A 21,371-nucleotide genomic window follows, 5' to 3' on the forward strand; every position below is an offset into this window, starting at 1 on the left:
ACATCGAGCCCGGCCGCCATGTCTAGCTCGGCCGCTATGTCGTCAGTGCCCGCCCAGCACGTCGAGCGCGGCCGCCAGGTTCGCCTCGGCGTCGGCGGCGCTGCCGTCGATCCAGTGGATGCGCGGATCACGACGGAACCAGGTGTCTTGTCGGCGCGCGAACTGTCGGGTCCTCACCGTCGTCTCCTCCTGCGCCTCGGCGGCGGTGAGCTCTCCGGACAGGTGGCGCTGGATCTGTGCGTATCCGATGGCACGAGAGGCGGTCTTGCCCTCAGCCAATCCGGCCTCGAGCAGACGCCGCACCTCGTCGACCCAGCCCTGGTCCCACATCAGTTCGACGCGGGCAGCGATGCGAGCATGGAGGACGGCTCGGTCCATGCTCAGTCCCAGGTGGATGGTCGGCTCGATCTCCTGGTAGTCCGGCAGCTGAGCGCTGAAGGCACGGCCCGTGAGTTCGATGACTTCGAGGGCTCGCGCAATGCGTCGTTGGTCGTTGACAGTGATCTTCTCGGCTGCTTGCGGGTCGAGTTCGCGCAGCTTCTGATGCAGCGCCCACCGGTCGACGGCGACCTCGGCCTCGAGGCGGGCCCGCAGATGGGGGTCGGTGCCCGGGAACTCCATATGGTCGACCGCAGCACGCACGTAGAGCCCGGACCCGCCGACGAGGATCGGGCGCAGTCCGCGCCCCCGAATGTCCGCGATCGCCGCCCGGGCACGTGCCTGAAAGTCTTGAACGTTCGCTTCTTCGGTGACATCGAGGATGTCGATGAGATGGTGCGCGATCCCCCGCCGCTCATCGACCGGCAGCTTCGCTGTGCCGATGTCCATCCCGCGATAGAACTGCATCGAATCCGTGTTGATGATCTCCCCGCCGAGGTGGTCGGCCAGATCCAGTGCAAGGTCCGATTTTCCTGTGGCGGTGGCTCCGACGACGGTGATGATCGTTTCTGAGTTCTGCTCCTCGGGCATCTCGGTCATGCCCAGGTTCCGATGCCACACAGTGAACGTACGTCGTGGACTCGCTCGTCCACAGTGATTTTCGGAGAAGTCAGGCTCGCTCCTTGCTCGGATATATGGCGCAGGCCGTTGTGGAACATCGTGAGGTTCGCATGGACGCCCGCGGCCCGGGAACAGAGGTCGGACAGTCGGCTGATGTCGATAGTGGACCCACTCTGGGCAGCACCACCGCTCGTCAGTGACTCGACGATCTCGGCATCGAATTCGGCGGCTCCGCCGATCGGAGCCAATGGGGCGCGCTCAGTGGCGGCCGCCGAGAGATCGATGGGCAGCAGCAGGTTCTCGCTCGTCCCGAGCGGTCCGACCTCGACTCCGGCGGCGTGAGCATGTAGGAGCGCGACGATAACGGCGGAGTCGGCCGCCTCGGCGAGTCCTCGTTCATCTGTCGTCAGTGTGTCAACGGCTTCGACCCAGTCGGTCCCGGACAGCAGCCGGCCGGTGCGAGTATCGACTCCGCGGTCGATTCCCCACCCACCGAGCCCGGCCACGGGTGGCAGGGTCTCGATGGGCAGGGCCCAATGGGTCTGCGTCCTCACTGTGTCGCGGATGACGGTCCGCAGTTCGACCATTCGCGCTGTCTCGCTGCGGTCGATGTTCTCGAGCAGCACGGGGGCTGCCGGAATGATGGCGAAGGCGCCCATCTCAGCCGCGGGCGCGGATGGTCGGCATGCCGAGATTCGTCGTACCGGCAGCACTCTGGCCGGGGCTCGGTGCACCGCAGCTGTCGGCCTGTGCCCGGTCGTAGGCATCACCGGCGCGGGACGGGCGCACGGAGAATCCGGAATCGGCGAGAAGGAAGTAGGGCTTCGCCTCGGTGACGGTGGCGGTGACGAAATCACCGGGCCGCGGCATCTGGGCGGCTTCGGGGATTCCGACGTGGACGAGTCGATTGTCTTCGGCGCGACCGCTCAGTCGTGGGGAATCGGAATGGGGCAGTTTGGTCACGAGCACCTCGACCTCACGGCCGATCTGGGCCTTGTTCTCGTCCCAGGCGATCTCGTCCTGGAGTGCGGTGAGGCGTTCGAAACGTTCCTGAACGACGTCCTTCGGCACCTGGTCGTCCATCGTGGCCGCCGGTGTCCCGGGGCGGATGGAGTACTGGAAGGTGAAGGCCTGGGAGAAGCGGGCGCGGCGGACGATGTCCATCGTGCCCTGGAAGTCCTCTTCGGTCTCTCCGGGGAAGCCGACGATGATATCGGTGGTGATGGCAGCGTGCGGGATGCGTTCGCGCACGGAGTCGAGGATGTTCATGAACCGCTTGGTCCGGTAGGACCGCCGCATTGATTTGAGAATCGTGTCCGAACCGGACTGCAGCGGCATATGCAGCTGCGGCATGACTGTCGGGGTCTCTGCCATTGCGTCGATGACGTCGTCGGAGAAGGCGGCTGGGTGCGGGCTGGTGAAGCGGACCCGTTCGATCCCGTCGACGTTGCCGACGGCGCGCAGCAGTTTTGCGAATGCGCCTTTGTCGCGGAATTCGGCGCCGTAGGAGTTGACGTTCTGGCCGAGCAGGGTGACTTCGACGACGCCGTCGGCGACGAGGGCTTCGACTTCGGCGAGGATGTCGCCGGGGCGGCGGTCCTTCTCTTTGCCGCGCAGGCTGGGCACGATGCAGAAGGTGCACGTGTTGTTGCAACCGACCGAGATCGACACCCATCCGGAGTGCTGGGATTCGCGGCGGCTGGGCAGGGTGGAGGGGAAAACGTCGAGGCTTTCGAGGATCTCGACCTGGGCTTCCTCGTTGTGGCGGGCGCGTTCGAGCAGCGCCGGCAAGGATCCCATATTGTGGGTGCCGAAGACTACGTCGACCCACGGGGCCTTCTTCACGATCGTGTCCCGGTCTTTCTGTGCCATGCATCCGCCGACGGCGATCTGGAGGCCCGGGTGGTTTTCTTTGACCTTCGCGAGCTGGCCGAGGTTGCCGTAGAGGCGGTTGTCCGCGTTTTCGCGGACGGCACAGGTGTTGAAGACGACGACGTCGGCCTGGTCGTCGGTGTTCGCCTGAACGTAGCCGGCGTCGTCGAGCAGTCCGGATAGACGCTCGGAGTCGTGCACGTTCATCTGACATCCGTAGGTCTTGACCTCGTAGCTGCGAGGGGTGGTTCCGGATGTCGTCGGGGAGTCAATCAGTTCAGTCATGGCGCACCCATTCTAGCCGCTCCCCACGTGCCGTTTCAGTCTTCTGCGAGCACTTCCCGTGTGACCTTGATGCAGATCGCCGAGGGGAAGCCGCGGCGGGCGAGCATGCCGAGGATTCGGCGCTCTCGCACGGCATACTCGAGACGCCGGGTGGAGGCGGCTTTCTTCTCGGCGACTTCGCGGGCGAGTTCTTCCTCACCGTCGATCTCGGCCACTGCGTCGGCGGCCAGTTCGGCACTGATGCCCTTCTTGCTGAGTTCGCGTTTGAGCACGGATCGGGAGAGCTTCCGGTTCTCGCGCTGTGCCCGTGCGAAGCGGTGGGCGAATTCTTCGTCGTTGAGCAGACGCGAGTCCTTGAGCTTCTCGATGAGGACATCGATCGCTTCGGGCATGAGGTCGCGTTTGAGGAGCTTCTTGCGCAGTTCGTCGCTGGAGTGGTCGCGCATGGCGAGCATGTTCATCGCCGTCTTCTTCGCCTGGGCGTAGTCCGCATCGAAGTCGGGCGCCTCGTCCTCGTCGTCATCGAAGCTCAGGCCGGGACCGGCAGCGAAGTCGGGCGCGGCATTGCCATCGCTCGCGAGGAAATCTGGACCATCATTCTCGGCGGCAAGGAAATCAGGGACATCGATGAAATCCGGAGTCGAGTCGGTATCGCCCTCGACCCACCCGTTGTCCGGTTCCTGCTGCTGTCGCTTCCAGCCGTTGGAGTTCTTCTTGCGCTTCGACCCGGAACTCTTTCGGCTGCCGGTACGACCGTTGCCGCCGGTGACATCACCGTCGTCGAGTCCGGAGAGACCGGCGAAGAATCCGGCCTCTCCTTCGGCGTGACGTTGGTCGATCTCCGAGATCGCGCTGCGCAGCTGCGAGAGCGTCTCGGTCTGAGACGAGTCGTTCCGGCCGAAGTCCCTCGCACCGACCGTATCGGTCGCTGCGGTGGGCTCGTGACCGCTGTACTCGTCGTCAGTCGACGAGGCGTCAGGAGACTTCGACGTCATCCGTCTGTGCTTCTCCGGCCGCCTCGGTGCCTTCCTCGGGTTCGTCGACCTGGATCAGGCCGAGCTTGTGCTTGATCTTCAGCTCGATCTCTTCGGCCAGACCCGGGTTGTCGCGGAGGAAGTTGCGGACGTTCTCCTTGCCCTGGCCCAGCTGATCGCCGTCGTAGGTGAACCAGGAACCGGACTTGCGCACGATGCCATTGTCGACGCCCATGTCGATGAGGCTGCCTTCGCGGGAGATGCCGTGGCCGTAGAGGATGTCGAACTCGGCCTGCTTGAACGGCGGAGCGACCTTGTTCTTCACGATCTTCGCACGGGTCCGGTTGCCGACCGCGTCCTGACCTTCCTTGAGGGTCTCGATGCGGCGGACGTCGATGCGCACGGAGGCGTAGAACTTCAGCGCCTTACCGCCCGAGGTGGTCTCCGGCGAACCGAAGAAGACGCCGACCTTCTCACGCAGCTGGTTGATGAAGATCGCGGTGGTCTTCGACTGGGCCAGGGCACCGGTGATCTTACGCAGTGCCTGTGACATCAGGCGAGCCTGCAGGCCGACGTGGCTGTCGCCCATCTCGCCTTCGATTTCGGCCTTGGGCACAAGGGCCGCGACGGAGTCGATGACGATGACGTCGAGGGCCCCGGAGCGGATGAGCATATCGGCGATCTCGAGAGCCTGCTCACCGGTGTCCGGCTGGGAGACGAGGAGCTGATCGGTGTCGACGCCGAGCTTCTTCGCATACTCCGGGTCGAGTGCGTGCTCAGCATCGATGAACCCGGCGATTCCGCCGGCCTTCTGAGCATTCGCGACGGCGTGGAGAGCCACGGTCGTCTTACCGGAGGATTCCGGACCGTAGATCTCGACGACGCGACCGCGCGGCAGACCGCCGATGCCCAGAGCGATGTCGAGTGCGACCGAACCGGTCGGGATGGAGGCGATGGGCTCACGCACACCGTCGCCGAGGCGCATGATCGCGCCCTTGCCGTAGTTGCGATCGATCTGGCCCATTGCGGCTTCGAGTGCCTTCGACTTGTCGCCGCCGGTGGGAACCTGAAGGTTCTTGGGTGTACGTGCCATGACGTCTCCTCTTCGTTGCTTTTCCTTTGAGACCAAGGCTAGAAGATGGCACTGACATAACGACAGAGGAAGCGATTCCCCCGTGGATAACCAGCCACTCATGGTCACAGGTCCCGTGATTCCTCACCAGGATAACCCAGATGGGAACAGGTGTTCTATATATTCGGGTGTGTCGCGTGTCTCCGTCGAATCTAGGCCGACGCCAGGCCCAGCTGCCAGGTGAGACCGAAACGGTCGCCCACCCAGCCGAACGGTCCGAATCCGTAGTCGTCGAGCGGCATGAACACAGTCCCCTGCGAGCTCAGTGCGGTGAAGAGGCGTTCGAGCTCCTCGGCCGATTCGCAGTCGACCATGAGCGACACCCCAGGGGTGATGTCCCACTCGTGGGCGACGAAGCTGTCGCTCAACCGCAGTCTCTGGCCGGCGATCTCGATCTCGGACATGATGACCGTGCCCTCGGCACCCGGTCCCTCGGGACCGTAGCGATTGTCGAGGATCACGCGACCGTCCGCGAAGAGCTCGACATAGGCATCCATGGCTTCGGCGGCGCTCTGGCCGCGGCTGGGCTGGAAGGTGATGAACGGGACGGCCTGATTCATGCGGTCAGTCTACACTCGGCCGACACCGCGCCGACAGAGAAGGTTTCGCGCAGCTTCGAGAAATCAGAACGGAGTCGAGCGCGGCTTCTCCTTGCCGAGCCGTCGGGATTCGGGAACGCCCATGGAGTCGCACACGGCGATCCAGATATCGCGGGGTTCGACACCGGCTTCGAATGCCTGCGCCGCGGTTCGTGAACCCAATGAGCTCAGAGTGAGGTCGGTATGCAGGGAGGCGGCACGAGCCTCACCGAACTCCTCGTTCATGAGGATCCAGTAGAGCGTGTGCCGCATCAGGGCTTGGCAGCCAGCCGCGGAGAAGTGTATCCCTCGGGGTGACCGAGGATCTTGTCCGAGAGCTCCTGCGGAATGGTGTCGGGGATCTGCACGCCCTCTTCGAGTGCGAAGCGATCGGACACGGACGACAGCAGTGCCGACAGCGGCAGATCGAGTGCTTCACAGATCGCCGACAGCAGCTCCGATGAGGCTTCCTTCTGTCCGCGCTCGATCTCGCTGAGGTAGCCCAGCGAAACGCTGGCCCCGGTCGAGACATCGCGAAGGGTGCGTCCTTGACGACGGCGGGCGGAACGTAGTGCGTCGCCGATTTCGACTCTCAGTAACATAACGCGGCCCTCCCTTTGTCAGCGCGTCCCGTCAATATAGTTCCAACAACCTTACAACCTGGCCGTGACACAGCACCAACCTGGTGCCCCGAGCGGATGGTATTGCCAGTCCATTCGAAGACTTTGGAGAATTTTCGTCCGATGGTCATCACCCGGTCAACCCCACAGCGGTCGGACTTATTCCGCGATCGACTCATGATCGGCTGTCCCCTGCCCGGCTTCCGGCCCGAAGGCGAGTTCGCGCACGAAGTCGTCGAGGTTGACCGCCATCGCCTGTACCGTCTGGCTGCGGATGGCATCACGGTCACCGGTGAACTCGTGTTCGAAGACCTTCGCCTTCCCGCCGAAGGCGATCGCGGTGTACACGAGTCCGACGGGTTTGTCGTCCTGCGGATCGGGACCGGCGACCCCGGTGCAGGAGATCCCGATGTCGGCGACGCACTGCACGGCCGTGCCGACAGCCATCTGTGCGGCCACGACCGGGTCGATCGGTCCCGTCTCCTCGAGGTGGTCGGCGTTCACTCCGGCCAGGCTCGCCTTGAGGTCGGTGGCGTAGGTGACAAGTCCCCCGCGCACCACTGCCGAAGCGCCCGGCACGTCGACGAGAGAGGCGACGAAGCGTCCGCCGGTCAGCGATTCCGCCGACGCCAGCGAGATCCCAAGCTGAGAACAGGTGGAGATGATGCGACGCGCGGTCGCCATGAGCTCGGACTCAGCCACGCTGCGGGTCCCCGCCGGTCTGTGTGTCCCCAGCACTCGGCGCATCCCCGCCGTTGCCGTTCTTCGCGTCCTTGTACAGCTTGGCCGCCTGCACGCAGTAGTCGACGCCGGTGACGATGGTGACGACGATGGCCGCGGCCATGATGATCCAGGCGACGACGAGGAGGATGACGGAGACGACCGAGGGCAGCACGTCCGAGAGCGGGAAGACCATCAGGAACAGCCCGATTGCCGCCGTCTGCAGCACGGTCTTGATCTTGCCGCCGCGCGAGGCGGGCATGACCGCAATGCGGATCATGAAGAACCGCAGCACGGTGATGCCGAATTCGCGGACGAGGATGATCACGGGCACCCACCAGGGCAGTTCGGCGATGATCGCCAGACCGATGAGTGCGGCTGCCATGAGTGATTTGTCAGCGATGGGATCGGCGATCTTGCCGAAGTTCGTGATGAGGTTGTTCCGCCTGGCCAGGTAGCCGTCGACGAAGTCGGTGAACATGGCCAGCAGGAACACGACGAGCGCCCACCAGCGCAGGGTCACATCGTTGCCGCCGTCGGTCAGCAGGAGCACGAGGAACAGGGGCACCATGAGGATGCGCAGCACCGTGAGTGCGTTCGGAATGTTCCACGGACTCGGTTCTGCTGCGGGCTGCTGGGAGGCTCCGGCCTCGACTCGATCGTTCACGCTTCCAGCCTATCGGAATGAGCTGTGCAGATCATTCCAACAATAGGAATGACGACGATCATCGCCGAGGCGGCGCACCGTCGCAACGGTGAGCCGCCTCGGCGAGGGGTGGGGTTCGGATCGGTTCAGCGGCCGGTGAGCTGCCAGGCGTCCTCTCCTGCGGCTTCGACGACCTCGAGCCCGGTCTCCGGGTCGACGTCGCCGACGGTGAGGTCGCCAGCATGGCCGACTCCGTTCGCGTATCGGTCGGACGATGCTGAGCTGGACGACGCCGAGCCGTGGGAGGTGTTCCCGTAGTCGTCGTCGAACTCCTCGTCGTAGTCCCCGGCCGCCGACGCGTGCCCGGATCCGGACTGCCCGGTGTGGCCGTGGCCCTGGCCCCCGTCGGTCGGGGCGTCAGCCGCCGCGCCGGACGAATCACCGTCGGGCGGGGTCTCGCCCTTGATGATGGCCAGGGTGCCGGGCAGATCGTCGGGGCGCACGAGCACATCGCGGGCCTTCGATCCCTCGGAGGGCCCGACGATGCCCCGGGACTCCATGAGGTCCATGAGGCGACCGGCTTTGGCGAAGCCGACGCGGAGCTTGCGCTGGAGCATCGAGGTCGAGCCGAACTGCGTGGTGACGACCTGCTCGATCGCCTGGAGCAGCAGTTCGAGGTCGTCTCCGATGTCCTCGTCGATCTGCTTCTTCGGCGCTTCGACGGCCACGTCTTCGCGGTAATTCGGGGTCAGCTGGCTCTTGACGTGTTCGACGACCTTCTCGATCTCGGACTCGTTGACCCAGGCGCCCTGGACACGCATCGGTTTGGCCGCACCCATCGGCAGGAACAGGGCGTCACCCTGACCGATGAGCTTCTCCGCGCCGGGCTGGTCGAGCACGACTCGCGAGTCGGCCAGCGATGAGGTCGCAAACGCCAGACGCGAGGGCACATTGGCCTTGATGAGACCGGTGACGACGTCGACGCTGGGGCGCTGCGTGGCGAGGATCAGGTGGATGCCGGCGGCACGGGCCAGCTGCGTGATGCGCTGGATCGAGGCTTCGACGTCGCGCGGGGCGACCATCATGAGGTCGGCGAGCTCGTCGACGACGACCAGCAGGTACGGGTAGGGCTGGAGGACGCGTTCGGATCCGGCGGGCGGCTGGATGCGACCTTCGCGGACGGCCTTGTTGAACTCGTTGACGTGCTTGAAGCCGTAGTTCGCGAGGTCGTCGTAGCGGGCGTCCATTTCGCGCACGACCCATTCGAGCGCCTCGGCGGCCTTCTTCGGGTTCGTGATGATCGGGGTGATCAGGTGCGGGATGCCTTCGTAGATCGTCAGCTCGACGCGCTTGGGGTCGACGAGGATCATGCGGACCTCGTCGGGGGTCGCGCGCATCATGATCGAGGTGATCATGGAGTTGACGAAGCTCGACTTACCGGCACCGGTGGCACCGGCGACGAGCAGGTGGGGCATCTTCGACAGATCGGCGACGACGAATCCGCCTTCGACGTCCTTGCCCACGCCCATGACCATGGGGTGGTCGGTCTTGCGGGCGGCCTTCGATCGCAGCACGTCGCCGAGGGCCACGTTCTCACGGTCGGTGTTCGGGATCTCGATGCCGATGGCCTTCTTGCCGGGGATCGGCGAGAGGATGCGCACATCGGCGCTGGCCACGGCGTAGGCGATGTTCTTCGACAGCGCCGTGACCTTCTCGACCTTCGTGCCGGCGCCGAGCTCCACCTCGTAGCGGGTGACCGTCGGTCCGCGGGAGAACCCGGTGACCTCGGCGTCGATCTTGAACTGCTCGAGCACATCGCGCAGGGCTTCGACGACACGGTCGTTGGCCTCGGAGCGTTCCTTGGCCGGAGGTCCGGGCTGGAGGTTGTCGGAGGCGGGCAGGGTGTAGGTGACATCGCCGGCCAGGGTGAGCTGCTCGACGCGTTCGGGCAGCTGCTCCGTGGGCGGAGGTGCCGGTGCGTTCGTGATCGGCACCGGCGCCGAGGCGGCAGCGGGCTCGGACTTCTTCGCCTGGTTCGCGGCGTCGTCGTCCATCCCGATGGTCTTCTTCAGCTCGGCCATCTCTCGTTCGGCCTTGGTGGGCCGGCGCTGGCCGGGCTTGAGCTTGGGCTCCGGGCTGGTTTCGATGCGCGTGGTGTCGGCGTCTTCGTCGCTGACGTCATCCTCGTGGATGTAGGCCTTGTCGTAGGCCTTCGTCGCGGTGTCGTCGTCGGCGGCATCCGAGTCGGCCTCGGGGATCTCGGTCTTCTTCTTCCGACTGCGGCGCTTGGCGCCCATCACGGGTTTGAGGTCGGAGGTGCGGCCGTTCTCGGCAACGAGGTCGGACTGTTTGGTCTCGGCCGCCTCGGCGTCGGTTTCGGGTCGGGCACCGCCGGTGAGTCGGTAGTACAGGTCGGTGAGGCGGCGGGGAATCGCGCGCACCGGTGTCGCGGTGACCACCAGCAGGGAGAACAGTCCGAGGAGGACGAGCAGCGGCACCGCCACGTACACGGTGGTCGCAACGACCAGCGGTGAGGACACGACGAATCCGAGCGCGCCTCCCCCGTTGGCCATGGCTTCGCGGGAGTTCGTGAAGGTCGGGTTGCCCGCGGCGATATGTGCCAGCCCCGAGGCGGCGAGCAGACCGAAGATCGTCCCGATGAGGATGCGGTTGTTGCCGCGGTTGTCGTCGCCGCGCAGGAACAGGCGGATCGCATAGCAGGTGAAGACCACCGGCAGGGCGAGTGCCACCCGACCGAAGGTGCCTTCGACGATTCCGCGGACGGCGTCGCTGATCGCGCCGGGGATGTTCCACCATTCGAAGGCGGCGATGATGATCGAGAGTCCGATGAGGAAGAAGGCTGTGCCGTCCCGCTTCGTCGGTGATTGATCGGTCGGTTCGTCGCTGAGAGTCTTACGCGCACGGTTTCCGGCCATGTGGGCCACTCCCCTCCATGCACCGGTGACAACGTTTGTCCCGGGTTCTTCGGTCCCCGCTTGACCGGACCGACCAGCGTTCTTGCGCGCTGTGCGTTTCCCGGAACCAGAAGCGGGGGAAGTCGTTCTGGTCGCCATGTCTCTCATCTTAGGACGATACCTGGCTCCTGCCCAGCAAATCCGCAGGTTTCGGCGTGCCACCAGGGGCGATGTTCGGCCCCGCGTGTCACCGCGGCTGCGTTAGCCCGGAACATGCGATTTCGCGGCCGCAGGCGAGTTAAGTGTGCTCAGATTGCACATTTTCTTCCCGATTTTGGCAATCTGCGCACACTTAACTGGCCGTTGGCGGCAGAATCTGGGCGGCCGGACTTGCGGTTGGCGGCAGAATCACTGCGGCCAGGCAGCGCCGAAGCCGTCGATCGAAAGAGATCGAGAGTGACCGGGACGAGCCCGCCCCACCTCAGCGGGTGGCGTAGAGGTGCTCGGGGCGGCCGGTCGACCCGTACTGCAAGGAAACGGTGATCGTGCGGGCCTCGGCGAGCTTCGCCAGATGCCGCTGCGCGGTCGCACGGGAAGCACCGACCGCCTCGGCGACCTCGAGAGCCGTCATCGGACCGCTCGCCTCCTCGAGTGCGGCAAGGATCCGCGTCGTCGTCGACGAACCCGCCGGGCTCGCCCCGGTTCCGCCGACGGCCGCGGCATCGTGGAGGTTGCGCAGCTGCCGCTCGAGGTCGGCCTGTCCGACCTTCTCCCGCTCCCAATAGCGGAGGAATCGAGCGTAGCGGCGCAGGAAGTTCTGCAGCACCTCGGCGGCGAAGGGCTTGACGATGTACGTCATCGCCCCCGCGCGCAGCGCCGAGCGGACCACCTGCGGATCCGTGACCGCCGAGAGCACGATGGCATCGATATCGGTCTCGCGGATGAGGTCGACACCGGTGCCCTCGGGCAGCACATAGTCGACGAGAAGCAGGTCGACGTCGTGCTCGACGATGATCTCGCCCGCTGTCTTCAGGTCGCGGACGGGTTCGAGCGCCGTGAAGCCGGGCACCTCGTCGACATAGCGGGCATGGATCTGCCCGACGAAGAAGTCGTCATCGAGCACGAGAACGTTGACCATCATCTCTCCTCATCAGTTGGGAAATCGTCGTCGGCGACCGTCACATCGCCCGCGCCGTCAGCGCCCGCGCCGCCCGCGCAGCCTGCCGCTGTCACGTCGCCCGCACCGTCAGCGACCGCATCGCCGTCGTCGCCGTCGTCGCCCGCGCCGTCAGGATCGTCGAGCGCATCGGGCAGGCGTACGCCGAAGCTCGCCCCGCCAAGGTCCGGATCGTGGCCATCGATGAGCCACACCGCTCCCCCGCCCTTCTGAGCGACCCGGCGGCTGAGCGCAAGTCCGATGCCGAGTCCGTGGCCGTCCCCGGTGCCGGTCCCTGAAGTGAGTCCGATCCCGAAATCCGGCGCCGAGGCGGCCGTCGAAGTCGAGAATCCCTCGTCGAAGATCTTCCCCGCCACCTCGTCGTCGATCCCGTCGCCGGTGTCCGTGACGACCGCGTGGAGTTCCGTCCCGGAGCTGAGCACCTGCACTTCGACTCGGCCTCCGTCCTCGGCATACCGCTGACCAGCGACGGCCGCACGCACGGCATTGTCGATGAGGTTGCCGAGGATGAGCGTGACCGCTTCCGGGTCGCGGACCGCACCTACGGCCAAGGAGTCGGGGGTGACTGCCAGGGCCACTCCCGCCTCCGCGGCGGTCGTGCCCTTCGCTTCCAGAACGGCGCGCAGGTACGGGTCGGAGATGAGGTCGATGTCCCCGACGGGGGTCGTGATCGGCCCGGTGCCCAAAAGGGAGGACAGATAGGTGTGGGCCTCATCGGTGGCGCCCGTGTCGACGAGGCCGAGCACGGTGTGCAGCCGGTTGGCGAACTCGTGGCGCTGGGTGCGCAGGGCCCGCGCCATCGCGGTGACGGATTCGAGCTGGCGAGCCATCGTGAGCATCTGGGTCTCGTCGCGGAGGGTCACGACCCCGCCGACCGACACCCCGTCGCGCTGGACCCGCACGGCTGTGGCCAGCAGGATCCGGTCGCCGATCGTGATCCGCCGCCGCAAGGCTGCGTCCGCCGGGGCTTCGGCCATGAGCGCGGTGATCTCGTCCGGCACAGTGACGAGCTCGTCGTCAGAGACGGCGGCCAGTTCGCGGTCGGAATCCCCCGCCGAGGCGGCTCCCCCATATGCGCCCGCCGTTCCGTTCACACGGTCCGCGCCGTGCGCGCGATCGACGTTCTTTGCCGGGGCGGCTCCGTCGTCCCCGCCGGAGACGGTCGAACCAGCGTCGTGGCGGTTCGCCCCGAGCAGCTTCTTTGCGTTCGAATTGCTCAGAGTCAGCTTGCCGTTCGTGTCAAAACCGAGCACTCCGTCGTCGAGGCCGTGGAGCACGGCACCTTGGTCGCGAGCCATCTCGGCGAGCTCTTCGGGTCCGACTCCGAGCGTCTCCCGCCGCAGCCGGCGGCCGAGCCAATACGAGACACCGACCCCAAGGGCCAGCGCAAGCACTGCCACAGTTCCGAGCAGCAGCATCTCCCGGCGGACGTCGGCATCGAGCACGGAGGCGAAGATGCCGACCGAGACCTCACCGACGACGGTCTTGCCGTCCTCGGTCGAATAGATCGGCACCTTCGCCCGCACCGTCTCGCCCAGGGTTCCGGATTCGTGGGAGACGTTCTCGCGTCCGGCCAGTGCCTCATCCGGCGAGGTCGAGACCTTGTGCCCGATCTTCGACCGGTCGGGGTGGGTGAGTCGGATGCCGCGGTCGTCAGTGATGACGGCGAAGGTGATGCCCGAGCGGTCGCGCAGATCATCGGTGATCGCCAACATCGATTCCACGATCTGCTCATCGGGCTCATCGGCGTGTTCGGCCGAAGCCTGCGTGGCGGCGGCACGGACGGCCGGATCGATCGCCAAGGTGCGGGCAGTGGCCAGCGCCTTCGTCTCGGTCACCTCCGTGACGGTGCGCGCCCCCATCCACGCGAACACTCCGGTGACCAGGGCGAGGATCACGATGACAAGCGCGAGCTGAGAGATCAGCACACGTCGGGAGAACGAACGGTGGGGCCGGGACACGCGTTCAGCGTAGCCGCGTGTGAGCGAAATGCGCAAAAGGCGGTCAACGATCTAAACGCCATCAGTGCACACAAGCGAGCGCGGCCCGCGATCTGGGCCCTACGGTGTTTCGAGCCTCACATTCGCCTTCGAAGGAGAAGCTCGTGCTTGTCATCCTCGGTTTCGCCATGATCGCAGTCTTCATGACGCTGATCATGACCAAACGACTCTCGCCGATCCTCGCACTCATTCTCGTGCCCACGATTTTCGGCCTCTTCGCCGGGGCCGGTCTGGGCATCGGAGAGATGGTCATGGACGCGATCGCCTCGATGTCGTCGACGGCAGCGCTGCTGCTCTTCGCCATCATCTACTTCGGCATCATGATCGACGTCGGCCTCTTCGACAAGCTCGTCGAGTTCATCCTCAAGGTCGCCGGCAACGACCCCGTCAAGGTCGTCCTCGGCACTGCGCTGCTCACCGGTGCCGTGTCGCTCGACGGCGACGGATCGACGACGTTCATCGTCGTCACTGCGGCCATGCTGCCGATCTACCAGCGCCTCGAGATGTCTCCCGTGGTGCTCACCTGCGTGGCCGGTCTCATCAACGGCACCCTCAACATCGTCCCGTGGGGCGGACCGACGGCCCGAGCCTCCTCGGCGCTGCAGATCGACGCGAACGAGATCTTCGTCCCCATGGTCCCGTCCCTGGTGGCCGGCCTGCTCGTGTGCCTCATCTTCGCCTATGTGCTCGGCATCTCCGAACGCCGCCGCCTGGCCAAGAACGGCGTCGCCTGGGTCTCCGACCGCGGATCGAACCGTCGCAGGGACCTCGTCGGCGCCGTGGCCGGAGCCAGCACGACCGCGGGTTCGTCCGCGGGCGGCGGGAACGGTGCGACCACGGTTGGACACGGACACGGATTCGGGTCGGCCGCCTCGGCGAATGATGACACCACCCCCGAGGCCGGACCCACCTCCGCGAACGACACAGACGGATCCGCCGGAACTGGTTCGGGCCTGTCGAACACCGCGCTCGATCCCAACCGCGCGACCCTGCGTCCGAAGCTGTTCTGGTTCAACCTGGCCCTGACCGTGGCCGTGATGGTCCTGCTCATCGTCGACATCCTCCCGCTGCCGTACCTGTTCATGATCGGCACCGTCATCGCACTCATGGTCAACTTCCCGAAGATGAAGGACCAGCAGGAGGAGCTCGCCTCCCACGCGACCGCGATCATCTCCGTCGTGGCCATGGTCATGGCCGCAGGCGTGCTCACCGGCATCATGTCCGGCACCGGAATGGTCGATGCGATGGCCGAATGGCTCGTCGCGGTCATCCCGAACTCGATGGGGCCCTACATGGCCGTCATCACCGGCTTGCTGTCGATTCCGATGACGTTCTTCATGAGCAACGACGCCTTCTACTTCGGCATCCTCCCCGTGCTCGCCGAGACCGCTTCCCACTTCGGCATCTCCGCGGCAGATATGGCCCGCGCCTCGATCACCGGGCAGCCCGTGCACATGCAGTCGCCGCTCGTACCCGCTATCCTGCTGCTCGTGTCCCTGTCCGGTGTCGAACTCGGCGATCACCACAAGAAGGTGCTGTGGCGCGCACTCATCGTCGCCCTCGTCATGCTCGCCGTGGGTGTCGCCCTCGGCGTCATCGGAATCGGCTGAACGGGGACCTACGATGACTGATCTCTATTCGGCTCCACAGCGCCGCTTCCCTGCCCCGTCCCGGCAGGTCACCGCCTCACCGGGCGTCGGTTCGGCTGCCGCGACCGTGGTTTTGGCACTGCGTCCGGATGCTTCGGACGATGTGCTCGAGCAGGCAATCGCCGCGGCCCGCCGTGAGAACGCGGCGGTGCAGGCGGTCATGTTCGGCACGGATACGACGACAGCCCCGTCGACGTCCTCCCTGGCCGAATGCACGAAGTTGGGCACGGCCCTCGCCGAGGCGGGACTCGAGTATGCCGTCCACCGTGCCGGTCCCGATCCGGCCGAGCAGATCCTCGGCCTGGCCGAGGAGCACGACGCCGCGGTGATCGTCATGAGCACGAAGCGCCGCTCACCCGTCGTGAAGCTGCTGCTCGGGTCGAGTGCGCAGCAGGTCATCCTCGAAGCCGAGTGCCCGGTGCTGTTGGTGAAGTAGCAGTCCGGGACAGGTCGCGGCCCGGTACGCGGCACCAGTCGTGCCGCGTCAGTCGCGCGGCGCTAGACCCCGGCGATTCCGCGGCCCGGGGCGAGGATTCCGCGCGGATCGACGAGCGACTTGAGCTCTACCAGACCCTGCCGGCCCGGCTGCGGGCCCCACGCGTCGACCTCATCCCAGACCGATGCGGGCGCATGGATGAGCCGGGCGGCGATGAAGTGCAGTCCGAAGCTGCGCAGATGTTCGAGGACCACGCGCGTGGCCACTCCGGGCTCGGAATCCGGGGCGCCGACGCCCAGTTCGAAGGACCCTGTCGCGCTGCCGCGCAGCTGCAGCGGATAGCCGATCGTCGTCTCCAGCCGGTCGACGGCATCGATGAGGGTCGGAATGAAGCTCGGTGCCACCGACAGCTCGATGGTCGCGGCCAGCCGCGCTCTGCGACCCCACCATTCCGGCTCGGCGCACGGAGTCGCGCCGGGAACACGATCGACGAGGTGGCCCGCCTCCTCCTCGACATCGTCGGTCTCCCCTTCGATGAGAACAACTGTCGCCGCCGGCGAACCGGCTGGGCGTTCGATGACGACCGCGTCGGGAACGCGACGGGCGGTCAGAAGGTCGCAGGCCGCCTCGGTGCCGGGAATCCACACGAATCTCTGCGTTTCGGGTCGCTCGGTCAGACGGATCTCGGCTTCGGCGATGATCGCCCGGGTCCCCCAGGATCCGGTGATGAGGCGCGGCAGAGCGCGACGGCCCAGATCCGGATGAAGGCCGTCAGCGGTGCGGGCGATGGTCCCGTCGGCGGCGATAACCGTCACGGATTCCACGGTCTCGGCCAGGCGGGGACGGCGCAGGCAGCGGGGCCCGGTGGCCGCGGTGGCGATCATTCCGCCCAGCGTGGCGCCGGCGTCGATGCGGTCGCGGGGAAGATCAGCGAGGATCTCCTGTCCTGATTGGGCGGCGAACCCGGTCAGGGCGCTGATCCGGGTTCCGGCTCCGGCCCGGATGGTGTCGCCGGACTGGTCGGCCACCTCGGCGATGGAGGTCAGGTCGATGAGCAGGCCCGGAGTGGACGCGGGCGGATGATCGTCGAAGGCAGTGCCGCCGCCGAACACGGCGACGGTACGGTTCTCGGCGTGGGCGCGGGCCATGAGTTCGGAGAGTTCGGCGATGCCCCTGGGACCGGCCAGTCGGGGCAGTGCGTCTGTGCTCAGGCTCATCCCCACCTCCGTCAATCCATCCGTTATCGGCGCCTCCCGCCTGCGGGTCGGTCCGCAACCGTCGCTTGCGTGTGTATGTCGAGCTTAGCGAAGAACGCCCCCGAAATCGGTGCGCATTGCACAGATTTCGGGGGCGTTCGGTGTCGTCACCGGCCGTGGACCTGCTTGCCCGAGTCGGGGCACGCAGCAGGGCCGGAGTCGATCACGACCTGCGGATCACGGCATGCGGGCGTAGGCCGGCAGAGTGAGGAAGTCGACGTACTCGGGGTCGAGGGCGACCGAGACGAAGGTGTCGGTGGCGTCCTTCCAACCTGAGTCGTCACCGGGCAGCTTGGCGACCTCCTCGGCGACGATGCGCTCGACGAGTTCCTTCGTCACCGTCTCACCGGAGTCGAGGGTGATACCAGCATCACACCACTGCCACACCTGGGAGCGGGAGATCTCGGCGGTCGCGGCGTCTTCCATGAGTCCGTTGATGGCGACAGCGCCGTTGCCTTCGAGCCAGGCACGCAGGTACTGGATGCCGACGGACACGTTGGTGCGCAAGCCCGCCTCGGTCATCGCACCCGGGGTCGACTTCACGTCGAGCAGATCGGCAGCGGTGACATTGACGTCTTCGCGCTTGTTGTCGATCTGGTTGGGCTTGTCGCCGAGGGTCTCGGTGAAGACCTCCTTGCAGAGTGCGACCATTCCGGGGTGAGCGACCCAGGAGCCGTCGAAGCCCTTGGAGGCCTCACGCGACTTGTCTTCACGCACCTTGTCGAAGGCGGCTCTGTTCGCGGCTTCGTCCTTCGAGGGGACGAACGCGGACATTCCGCCGATGGCGTGTGCCCCGCGCTTGTGGCAGGTCCGCACGAGCAGTTCGGTGTAGGCGCGCATGAACGGCACCGTCATCGTCACGTCCGAACGGTCCGGCAGCAGGTAGTCGGAGCCGCGGGAGCGGTAGTACTTGATGACCGAGAAGATGTAGTCCCAGCGTCCGGCGTTGAGGCCGGCCGAGTGCTCACGCAGTTCGTAGAGGATCTCTTCCATCTCGAAGGCTGCGGGGTAGGTCTCGATGAGCACGGTGGCGCGGATGGTGCCGCGGGACAGGCCGAAGGCATCCTCAGCGTGCTCGAAGACCTGGTTCCACAGGCGGGCCTCGAGGTGGGACTCCATCTTCGCGAGGTAGAAGTAGGGGCCGCGGCCCTTCTCGATCTGGATCTGACCGGCGGTGGCGAAGTAGAGCGCGAAGTCGACGAGCGAACCGGAGGTCTCCTCGCCGTCGATGAGGATGTGCTTCTCGGGCATGTGCCAGCCGCGGGGGCGCACGACGATGGTCGGCAGCTCCTCGTCGGGGGCAAGCTTATATTCTTTGCCCTCAGGCGAGGTGAAGTCGATTTCGCGGTTGAGCGAGTCGAGCAGGTTGATCTGGCCCTGGATGACCGAGTCCCACTGCGGGGTGTTCGCGTCTTCCTGGTCGGCCAGCCACACCTTCGCGCCGGAGTTGAGCGCGTTGATCGTCATCTTCTTGTAGGTGGGGCCGGTGACCTCGACGCGGCGGTCTTCGAGACCGGGTGCCGGGGGTGCGACCTGCCAGGAGGGATCGTTGCGGATCTCAGCGGTCTCTTCGAGGAAGTCGAGGTCCTTGCCTGCGGCGATCTCGGCCTGGCGTTCCCTGCGAGCCTCGAGGCGCTCGAGGCGGCCGCCGTTGAACTTCCGGTGCAGGTCGACGATGAGCTCAAGCGCCTTGGGCGTGAGGACCTTCTCAGCCCCGTCCGGCAGCTCACCGGTGATCTCCATCCCGGCGGGGATGTCCAGGTTTTCGATATGAGCGGTCATCGATGGTTCTCCTTAGTCAGCACATCGGTGCTGCGTCCTTATCCACATCTGGTGATGCGATTTGTTCGCTGGTCAACGGGGTTTTGACTGCGAAACTTTCACATTGTGAAAATGTTTGTTCACACAACGAAAGAATATGAGGTGATGCACGTCTCGTCAAACCCTATCCTGCATTCGAGACCGCGTGGTCATTGACTCTGCCCAGGCTGCTGGAGAAGATGAGAGGGACATCGCTCATGGATTCGCCGATGCGGCAACGACGCCGCGGATCGGACTGAAAAGTGGACAACCTCGCTGTTGCAGCTCTCTTGGCCCTCTCCCCCATCCTCTTGGCCGGAATCCTTCTCATCGGATTCCGGTGGCCTGCGAAATACGCCATGCCGATCGGACTGATCGCTGCCGCGCTCGTGGCGAACTTCGCCTGGCAGATCGAGTGGGTGACGATCGGCGCATCGGTCGTCCAGGGCCTCCTCGTCGCGATCGGACTGCTGTGGATCGTCTTCGGCGCGCTTCTGCTGCTGGCCACGGTCACCCGGTCCGGAGCGATCGAGACGATCCGCTCGGGGTTCATCGCGATCTCCCCGGACCGGCGCGTGCAGGTCATCATCATCGCCTGGCTCTTCGGCTCCTTCATCGAGGGTGCCGCCGGCTTCGGCACTCCGGCGGCCGTGGTCGCCCCGCTCTTGCTGGCCCTCGGCTTCCCCGCGATCGCCGCGGTCCTCGCCGGTCTCATCATTCAGTCGACTCCGGTGAGCTTCGGCGCCGTGGGCACCCCGATGGTCGTGGGCATCGGCACCGGACTGTCTCAGGAGGACGGCTCGATGTCGGCCGATGTCGCCGAACGCGCCGGTCAGCTCGGCCTCGGCCAGGCCGAGTTCGTCGCTCACACCGCCGCCCAGGTCGCGCTCATCCACGCCTGCTGCGGCATTCTCATCCCGCTGCTGCTTTCGTGCATGATGACCGGGTTCTTCGGTGCCAATCGGCGATTCGCCGACGGTCTGGCCATCGCCCCGTTCGCGATCTATGCGGCGGTGGCGATGATCGTGCCCTACCTCATCGTGGCCAATGTGCTCGGGCCCGAGTTCCCGTCGCTGCTCGGCGGACTCATCGGTCTGGCCATCGTCGTGACGACCTCCCGGATGGGCTTCCTCATGCCGAAGAAGACCTGGGACTTCGCTCCGCGTGAGACGTGGCCGTCGTTCTGGATGGGCACGGTCGACCCGAACAAGGAGAAGGCGCAGCTGACGAAGAAGATGTCGCTGGCCCGCGCCTGGTCGCCCTATCTCATCGTCGTCGCTCTGCTGCTCATCACGCGCAATGTGCCCGCGATCAAGGAGTTCCTCACCGGTCCGGCCGTGATCAAGATCGATAACATCTTCGGCACCCCGATCAGTCAGAACATGGATCTGCTGTGGTCGCCGGGAGCGATCTTCGTCCTCGCCTGCGGGCTGACGTACTTCATCCACCGGATGACGAGGAAGCAGGTGGCAGGCTCGTGGCAGATCGCCGGTTCGCAGATCGCCGGCGCGGCCGTTGCTCTGCTGTGTTCCCTGCCGCTGGTGCGCGTGTTCATCAACTCCGGTGCCGACTACAACGGGGCCGGCCTGGATTCGATGCCGGTCACCCTCGCCGAGGCGGCCGCCAGCTCGGTCGGCGACGCCTGGCCGCTGTTCGCCCCGTTCGCCGGTGCGCTGGGTGCATTCGTGGCAGGGTCGAACACGGTTTCGAACGTCATGTTCTCGCAGTTCCAGTTCTCCACCGGCACCGCGATCGGCGCGGCCAGCCCTGAGACCGTGGTCGCGGCTCAGGCGGTCGGTGGCGCCGCTGGAAATATGGTGGCCGTCCACAACGTCGTGGCCGCCTCGGCGACGGTGGGCCTCATCGGTCGGGAGGGTGAGCTCATTCGTCGCACCTCGATCCCGATGCTCGTCTATTCGCTGACCGCGGGCGCTCTGGCGTTCATCGGCCTCAACGGTCTGGGCTTCAATGCGGGCACCGTCGTCCTCACCGCGATCATCATCGGCCTCGCCGTGGTCGTGGTGATGATCCGCCGCTCCCCGGGCAAGCCGCTGCCTGGGGTCGGCGTCAGGGCGGCCGGTGGCAGCGAAGGCACGGCCGACGACGATCCGGAGCCCACCGCTCGCGCCTGACGCAGCCGCTCGCGCTTGGCTGTGCCGTCCGCGCGGATCGTTCCCGCACCTGAACGCAGCCGCCCGCGCGAATCATTCCCGCAGCGAGCCTCATCGCCTTTTGGCACAGGTGTCATCGCCTTCTGATCCAGGCATCGGGTTCAAACGCGATGTGCCGATCAGAAGGCGATTCGCCCAGAA

The 21,371-nt window shown here is 65.8% G+C and carries 18 protein-coding genes; 3 read left to right on the forward strand and 15 right to left on the reverse strand.

Annotated elements, in window-relative coordinates:
* Positions 1-42 precede the first annotated feature (42 nt).
* The 13 genes from miaA to ACTIIH_RS07500 all read right to left on the reverse strand — a co-directional run bounded on the left by miaA (position 43) and on the right by ACTIIH_RS07500 (position 13,879).
* The gene (miaA, locus tag ACTIIH_RS07440) at positions 43-978 is read right to left on the reverse strand and encodes a tRNA (adenosine(37)-N6)-dimethylallyltransferase MiaA (RefSeq protein WP_441451297.1); all 936 of its coding nucleotides are present in this window, start codon (positions 976-978) and stop codon (positions 43-45) included.
* Entirely contained in the window at positions 975-1,658 is a 684-nt protein-coding gene (locus ACTIIH_RS07445) for a hypothetical protein (RefSeq protein WP_441451298.1), read from the reverse strand. Before ACTIIH_RS07445 ends, miaA begins: the two co-directional genes overlap by 4 nt.
* A gap of 1 nt (position 1,659) precedes the next feature.
* Complete coding sequence (miaB, locus tag ACTIIH_RS07450) at positions 1,660-3,156, reverse strand: tRNA (N6-isopentenyl adenosine(37)-C2)-methylthiotransferase MiaB (protein WP_441451299.1); 1,497 nt, start codon at positions 3,154-3,156, stop codon at positions 1,660-1,662.
* A 35-nt stretch (positions 3,157-3,191) separates the two neighbouring features.
* Positions 3,192-4,151, reverse strand: coding sequence for a regulatory protein RecX (locus tag ACTIIH_RS07455; RefSeq protein WP_441451300.1), 960 nt, complete (start codon positions 4,149-4,151; stop codon positions 3,192-3,194).
* Positions 4,132-5,223 (reverse strand): recombinase RecA, encoded by a 1,092-nt coding sequence (gene recA, locus ACTIIH_RS07460; protein WP_101546901.1) that lies wholly within the window; start codon positions 5,221-5,223, stop codon positions 4,132-4,134. The genes ACTIIH_RS07455 and recA overlap by 20 nt, the downstream gene beginning before the upstream one ends.
* 191 nt (positions 5,224-5,414) lie before the next feature.
* Positions 5,415-5,822, reverse strand: a complete 408-nt coding sequence (locus ACTIIH_RS07465; RefSeq protein WP_441451301.1) for a VOC family protein — start codon at positions 5,820-5,822, stop codon at positions 5,415-5,417.
* Between the two features lie 63 nt (positions 5,823-5,885).
* A complete protein-coding gene (locus tag ACTIIH_RS07470) occupies positions 5,886-6,113 on the reverse strand; it encodes a DUF3046 domain-containing protein (RefSeq protein ID WP_025779743.1) in 228 nt (75 codons plus the stop codon).
* Complete coding sequence (locus ACTIIH_RS07475; protein ID WP_441091598.1) at positions 6,113-6,442, reverse strand: helix-turn-helix domain-containing protein; 330 nt, start codon at positions 6,440-6,442, stop codon at positions 6,113-6,115. Before ACTIIH_RS07475 ends, ACTIIH_RS07470 begins: the two co-directional genes overlap by 1 nt.
* Before the next feature lie 177 nt (positions 6,443-6,619).
* Positions 6,620-7,162 carry a CinA family protein gene (locus ACTIIH_RS07480; protein WP_441091599.1) on the reverse strand — a complete coding sequence of 181 codons (543 nt, stop codon included), beginning with the start codon at positions 7,160-7,162 and terminating at the stop codon, positions 6,620-6,622.
* On the reverse strand, positions 7,155-7,847 hold the full coding sequence (gene pgsA / locus ACTIIH_RS07485; RefSeq protein ID WP_441451302.1) for a CDP-diacylglycerol--glycerol-3-phosphate 3-phosphatidyltransferase: 693 nt from the start codon (positions 7,845-7,847) through the stop codon (positions 7,155-7,157). The genes ACTIIH_RS07480 and pgsA overlap by 8 nt, the downstream gene beginning before the upstream one ends.
* A gap of 125 nt (positions 7,848-7,972) precedes the next feature.
* Positions 7,973-10,762: a DNA translocase FtsK gene (locus ACTIIH_RS07490; RefSeq protein WP_441451303.1), complete on the reverse strand. Its 2,790-nt coding sequence runs from the start codon at positions 10,760-10,762 to the stop codon at positions 7,973-7,975.
* Positions 10,763-11,222: 460 nt separating this feature from the next.
* Positions 11,223-11,882 carry a response regulator gene (locus ACTIIH_RS07495; protein WP_441451304.1) on the reverse strand — a complete coding sequence of 220 codons (660 nt, stop codon included), beginning with the start codon at positions 11,880-11,882 and terminating at the stop codon, positions 11,223-11,225.
* On the reverse strand, positions 11,879-13,879 hold the full coding sequence (locus ACTIIH_RS07500) for an ATP-binding protein (RefSeq protein WP_441451305.1): 2,001 nt from the start codon (positions 13,877-13,879) through the stop codon (positions 11,879-11,881). Before ACTIIH_RS07500 ends, ACTIIH_RS07495 begins: the two co-directional genes overlap by 4 nt.
* Before the next feature lie 143 nt (positions 13,880-14,022).
* Here ACTIIH_RS07500 and ACTIIH_RS07505 point away from each other — a divergent pair, with 143 nt between their 5' ends.
* Positions 14,023-15,528, forward strand: coding sequence for a CitMHS family transporter (locus tag ACTIIH_RS07505; RefSeq protein ID WP_441451306.1), 1,506 nt, complete (start codon positions 14,023-14,025; stop codon positions 15,526-15,528).
* Between the two features lie 13 nt (positions 15,529-15,541).
* The gene (locus tag ACTIIH_RS07510; RefSeq protein WP_441451307.1) at positions 15,542-16,003 is read left to right on the forward strand and encodes a universal stress protein; all 462 of its coding nucleotides are present in this window, start codon (positions 15,542-15,544) and stop codon (positions 16,001-16,003) included.
* Between the two features lie 62 nt (positions 16,004-16,065).
* On the opposite strand, the gene ACTIIH_RS07515 is transcribed toward ACTIIH_RS07510, so the two are convergent.
* Complete coding sequence (locus ACTIIH_RS07515) at positions 16,066-17,220, reverse strand: FAD-binding oxidoreductase (RefSeq protein ID WP_441451308.1); 1,155 nt, start codon at positions 17,218-17,220, stop codon at positions 16,066-16,068.
* Positions 17,221-17,436: 216 nt separating this feature from the next.
* Positions 17,437-19,041, reverse strand: coding sequence for a malate synthase A (gene aceB, locus ACTIIH_RS07520; RefSeq protein WP_441451309.1), 1,605 nt, complete (start codon positions 19,039-19,041; stop codon positions 17,437-17,439).
* 281 nt (positions 19,042-19,322) lie between these two features.
* On the opposite strand from aceB, the gene ACTIIH_RS07525 reads away from it, so the two are divergent.
* On the forward strand, positions 19,323-21,191 hold the full coding sequence (locus ACTIIH_RS07525; RefSeq protein ID WP_441451310.1) for an L-lactate permease: 1,869 nt from the start codon (positions 19,323-19,325) through the stop codon (positions 21,189-21,191).
* The last annotated feature ends 180 nt before the right edge of the window (positions 21,192-21,371 follow it).

The sequence above is a fragment of the Brevibacterium sp. genome (genome assembly GCF_052105255.1).
Lineage (GTDB): Bacteria > Actinomycetota > Actinomycetes > Actinomycetales > Brevibacteriaceae > Brevibacterium > Brevibacterium linens_B.

Excerpts from the sequence above, each read along its gene's own strand:
- miaA (WP_441451297.1), bottom strand. The coding sequence starts at position 978 with ATGACCGAGATGCCCGAGGAGCAGAACTCAGAAACGATCATCACCGTC.
- ACTIIH_RS07445 (WP_441451298.1), bottom strand. The coding sequence starts at position 1,658 with ATGGGCGCCTTCGCCATCATTCCGGCAGCCCCCGTGCTGCTCGAGAAC.
- miaB (WP_441451299.1), bottom strand. The coding sequence starts at position 3,156 with ATGACTGAACTGATTGACTCCCCGACGACATCCGGAACCACCCCTCGC.
- ACTIIH_RS07455 (WP_441451300.1), bottom strand. The coding sequence starts at position 4,151 with ATGACGTCGAAGTCTCCTGACGCCTCGTCGACTGACGACGAGTACAGC.
- recA (WP_101546901.1), bottom strand. The coding sequence starts at position 5,223 with ATGGCACGTACACCCAAGAACCTTCAGGTTCCCACCGGCGGCGACAAG.
- ACTIIH_RS07465 (WP_441451301.1), bottom strand. The coding sequence starts at position 5,822 with ATGAATCAGGCCGTCCCGTTCATCACCTTCCAGCCCAGCCGCGGCCAG.
- ACTIIH_RS07470 (WP_025779743.1), bottom strand. The coding sequence starts at position 6,113 with ATGCGGCACACGCTCTACTGGATCCTCATGAACGAGGAGTTCGGTGAG.
- ACTIIH_RS07475 (WP_441091598.1), bottom strand. The coding sequence starts at position 6,442 with ATGTTACTGAGAGTCGAAATCGGCGACGCACTACGTTCCGCCCGCCGT.
- ACTIIH_RS07490 (WP_441451303.1), bottom strand. The coding sequence starts at position 10,762 with ATGGCCGGAAACCGTGCGCGTAAGACTCTCAGCGACGAACCGACCGAT.
- ACTIIH_RS07495 (WP_441451304.1), bottom strand. The coding sequence starts at position 11,882 with ATGATGGTCAACGTTCTCGTGCTCGATGACGACTTCTTCGTCGGGCAG.
- ACTIIH_RS07510 (WP_441451307.1), top strand. The coding sequence starts at position 15,542 with ATGACTGATCTCTATTCGGCTCCACAGCGCCGCTTCCCTGCCCCGTCC.
- ACTIIH_RS07515 (WP_441451308.1), bottom strand. The coding sequence starts at position 17,220 with ATGAGCCTGAGCACAGACGCACTGCCCCGACTGGCCGGTCCCAGGGGC.
- aceB (WP_441451309.1), bottom strand. The coding sequence starts at position 19,041 with ATGACCGCTCATATCGAAAACCTGGACATCCCCGCCGGGATGGAGATC.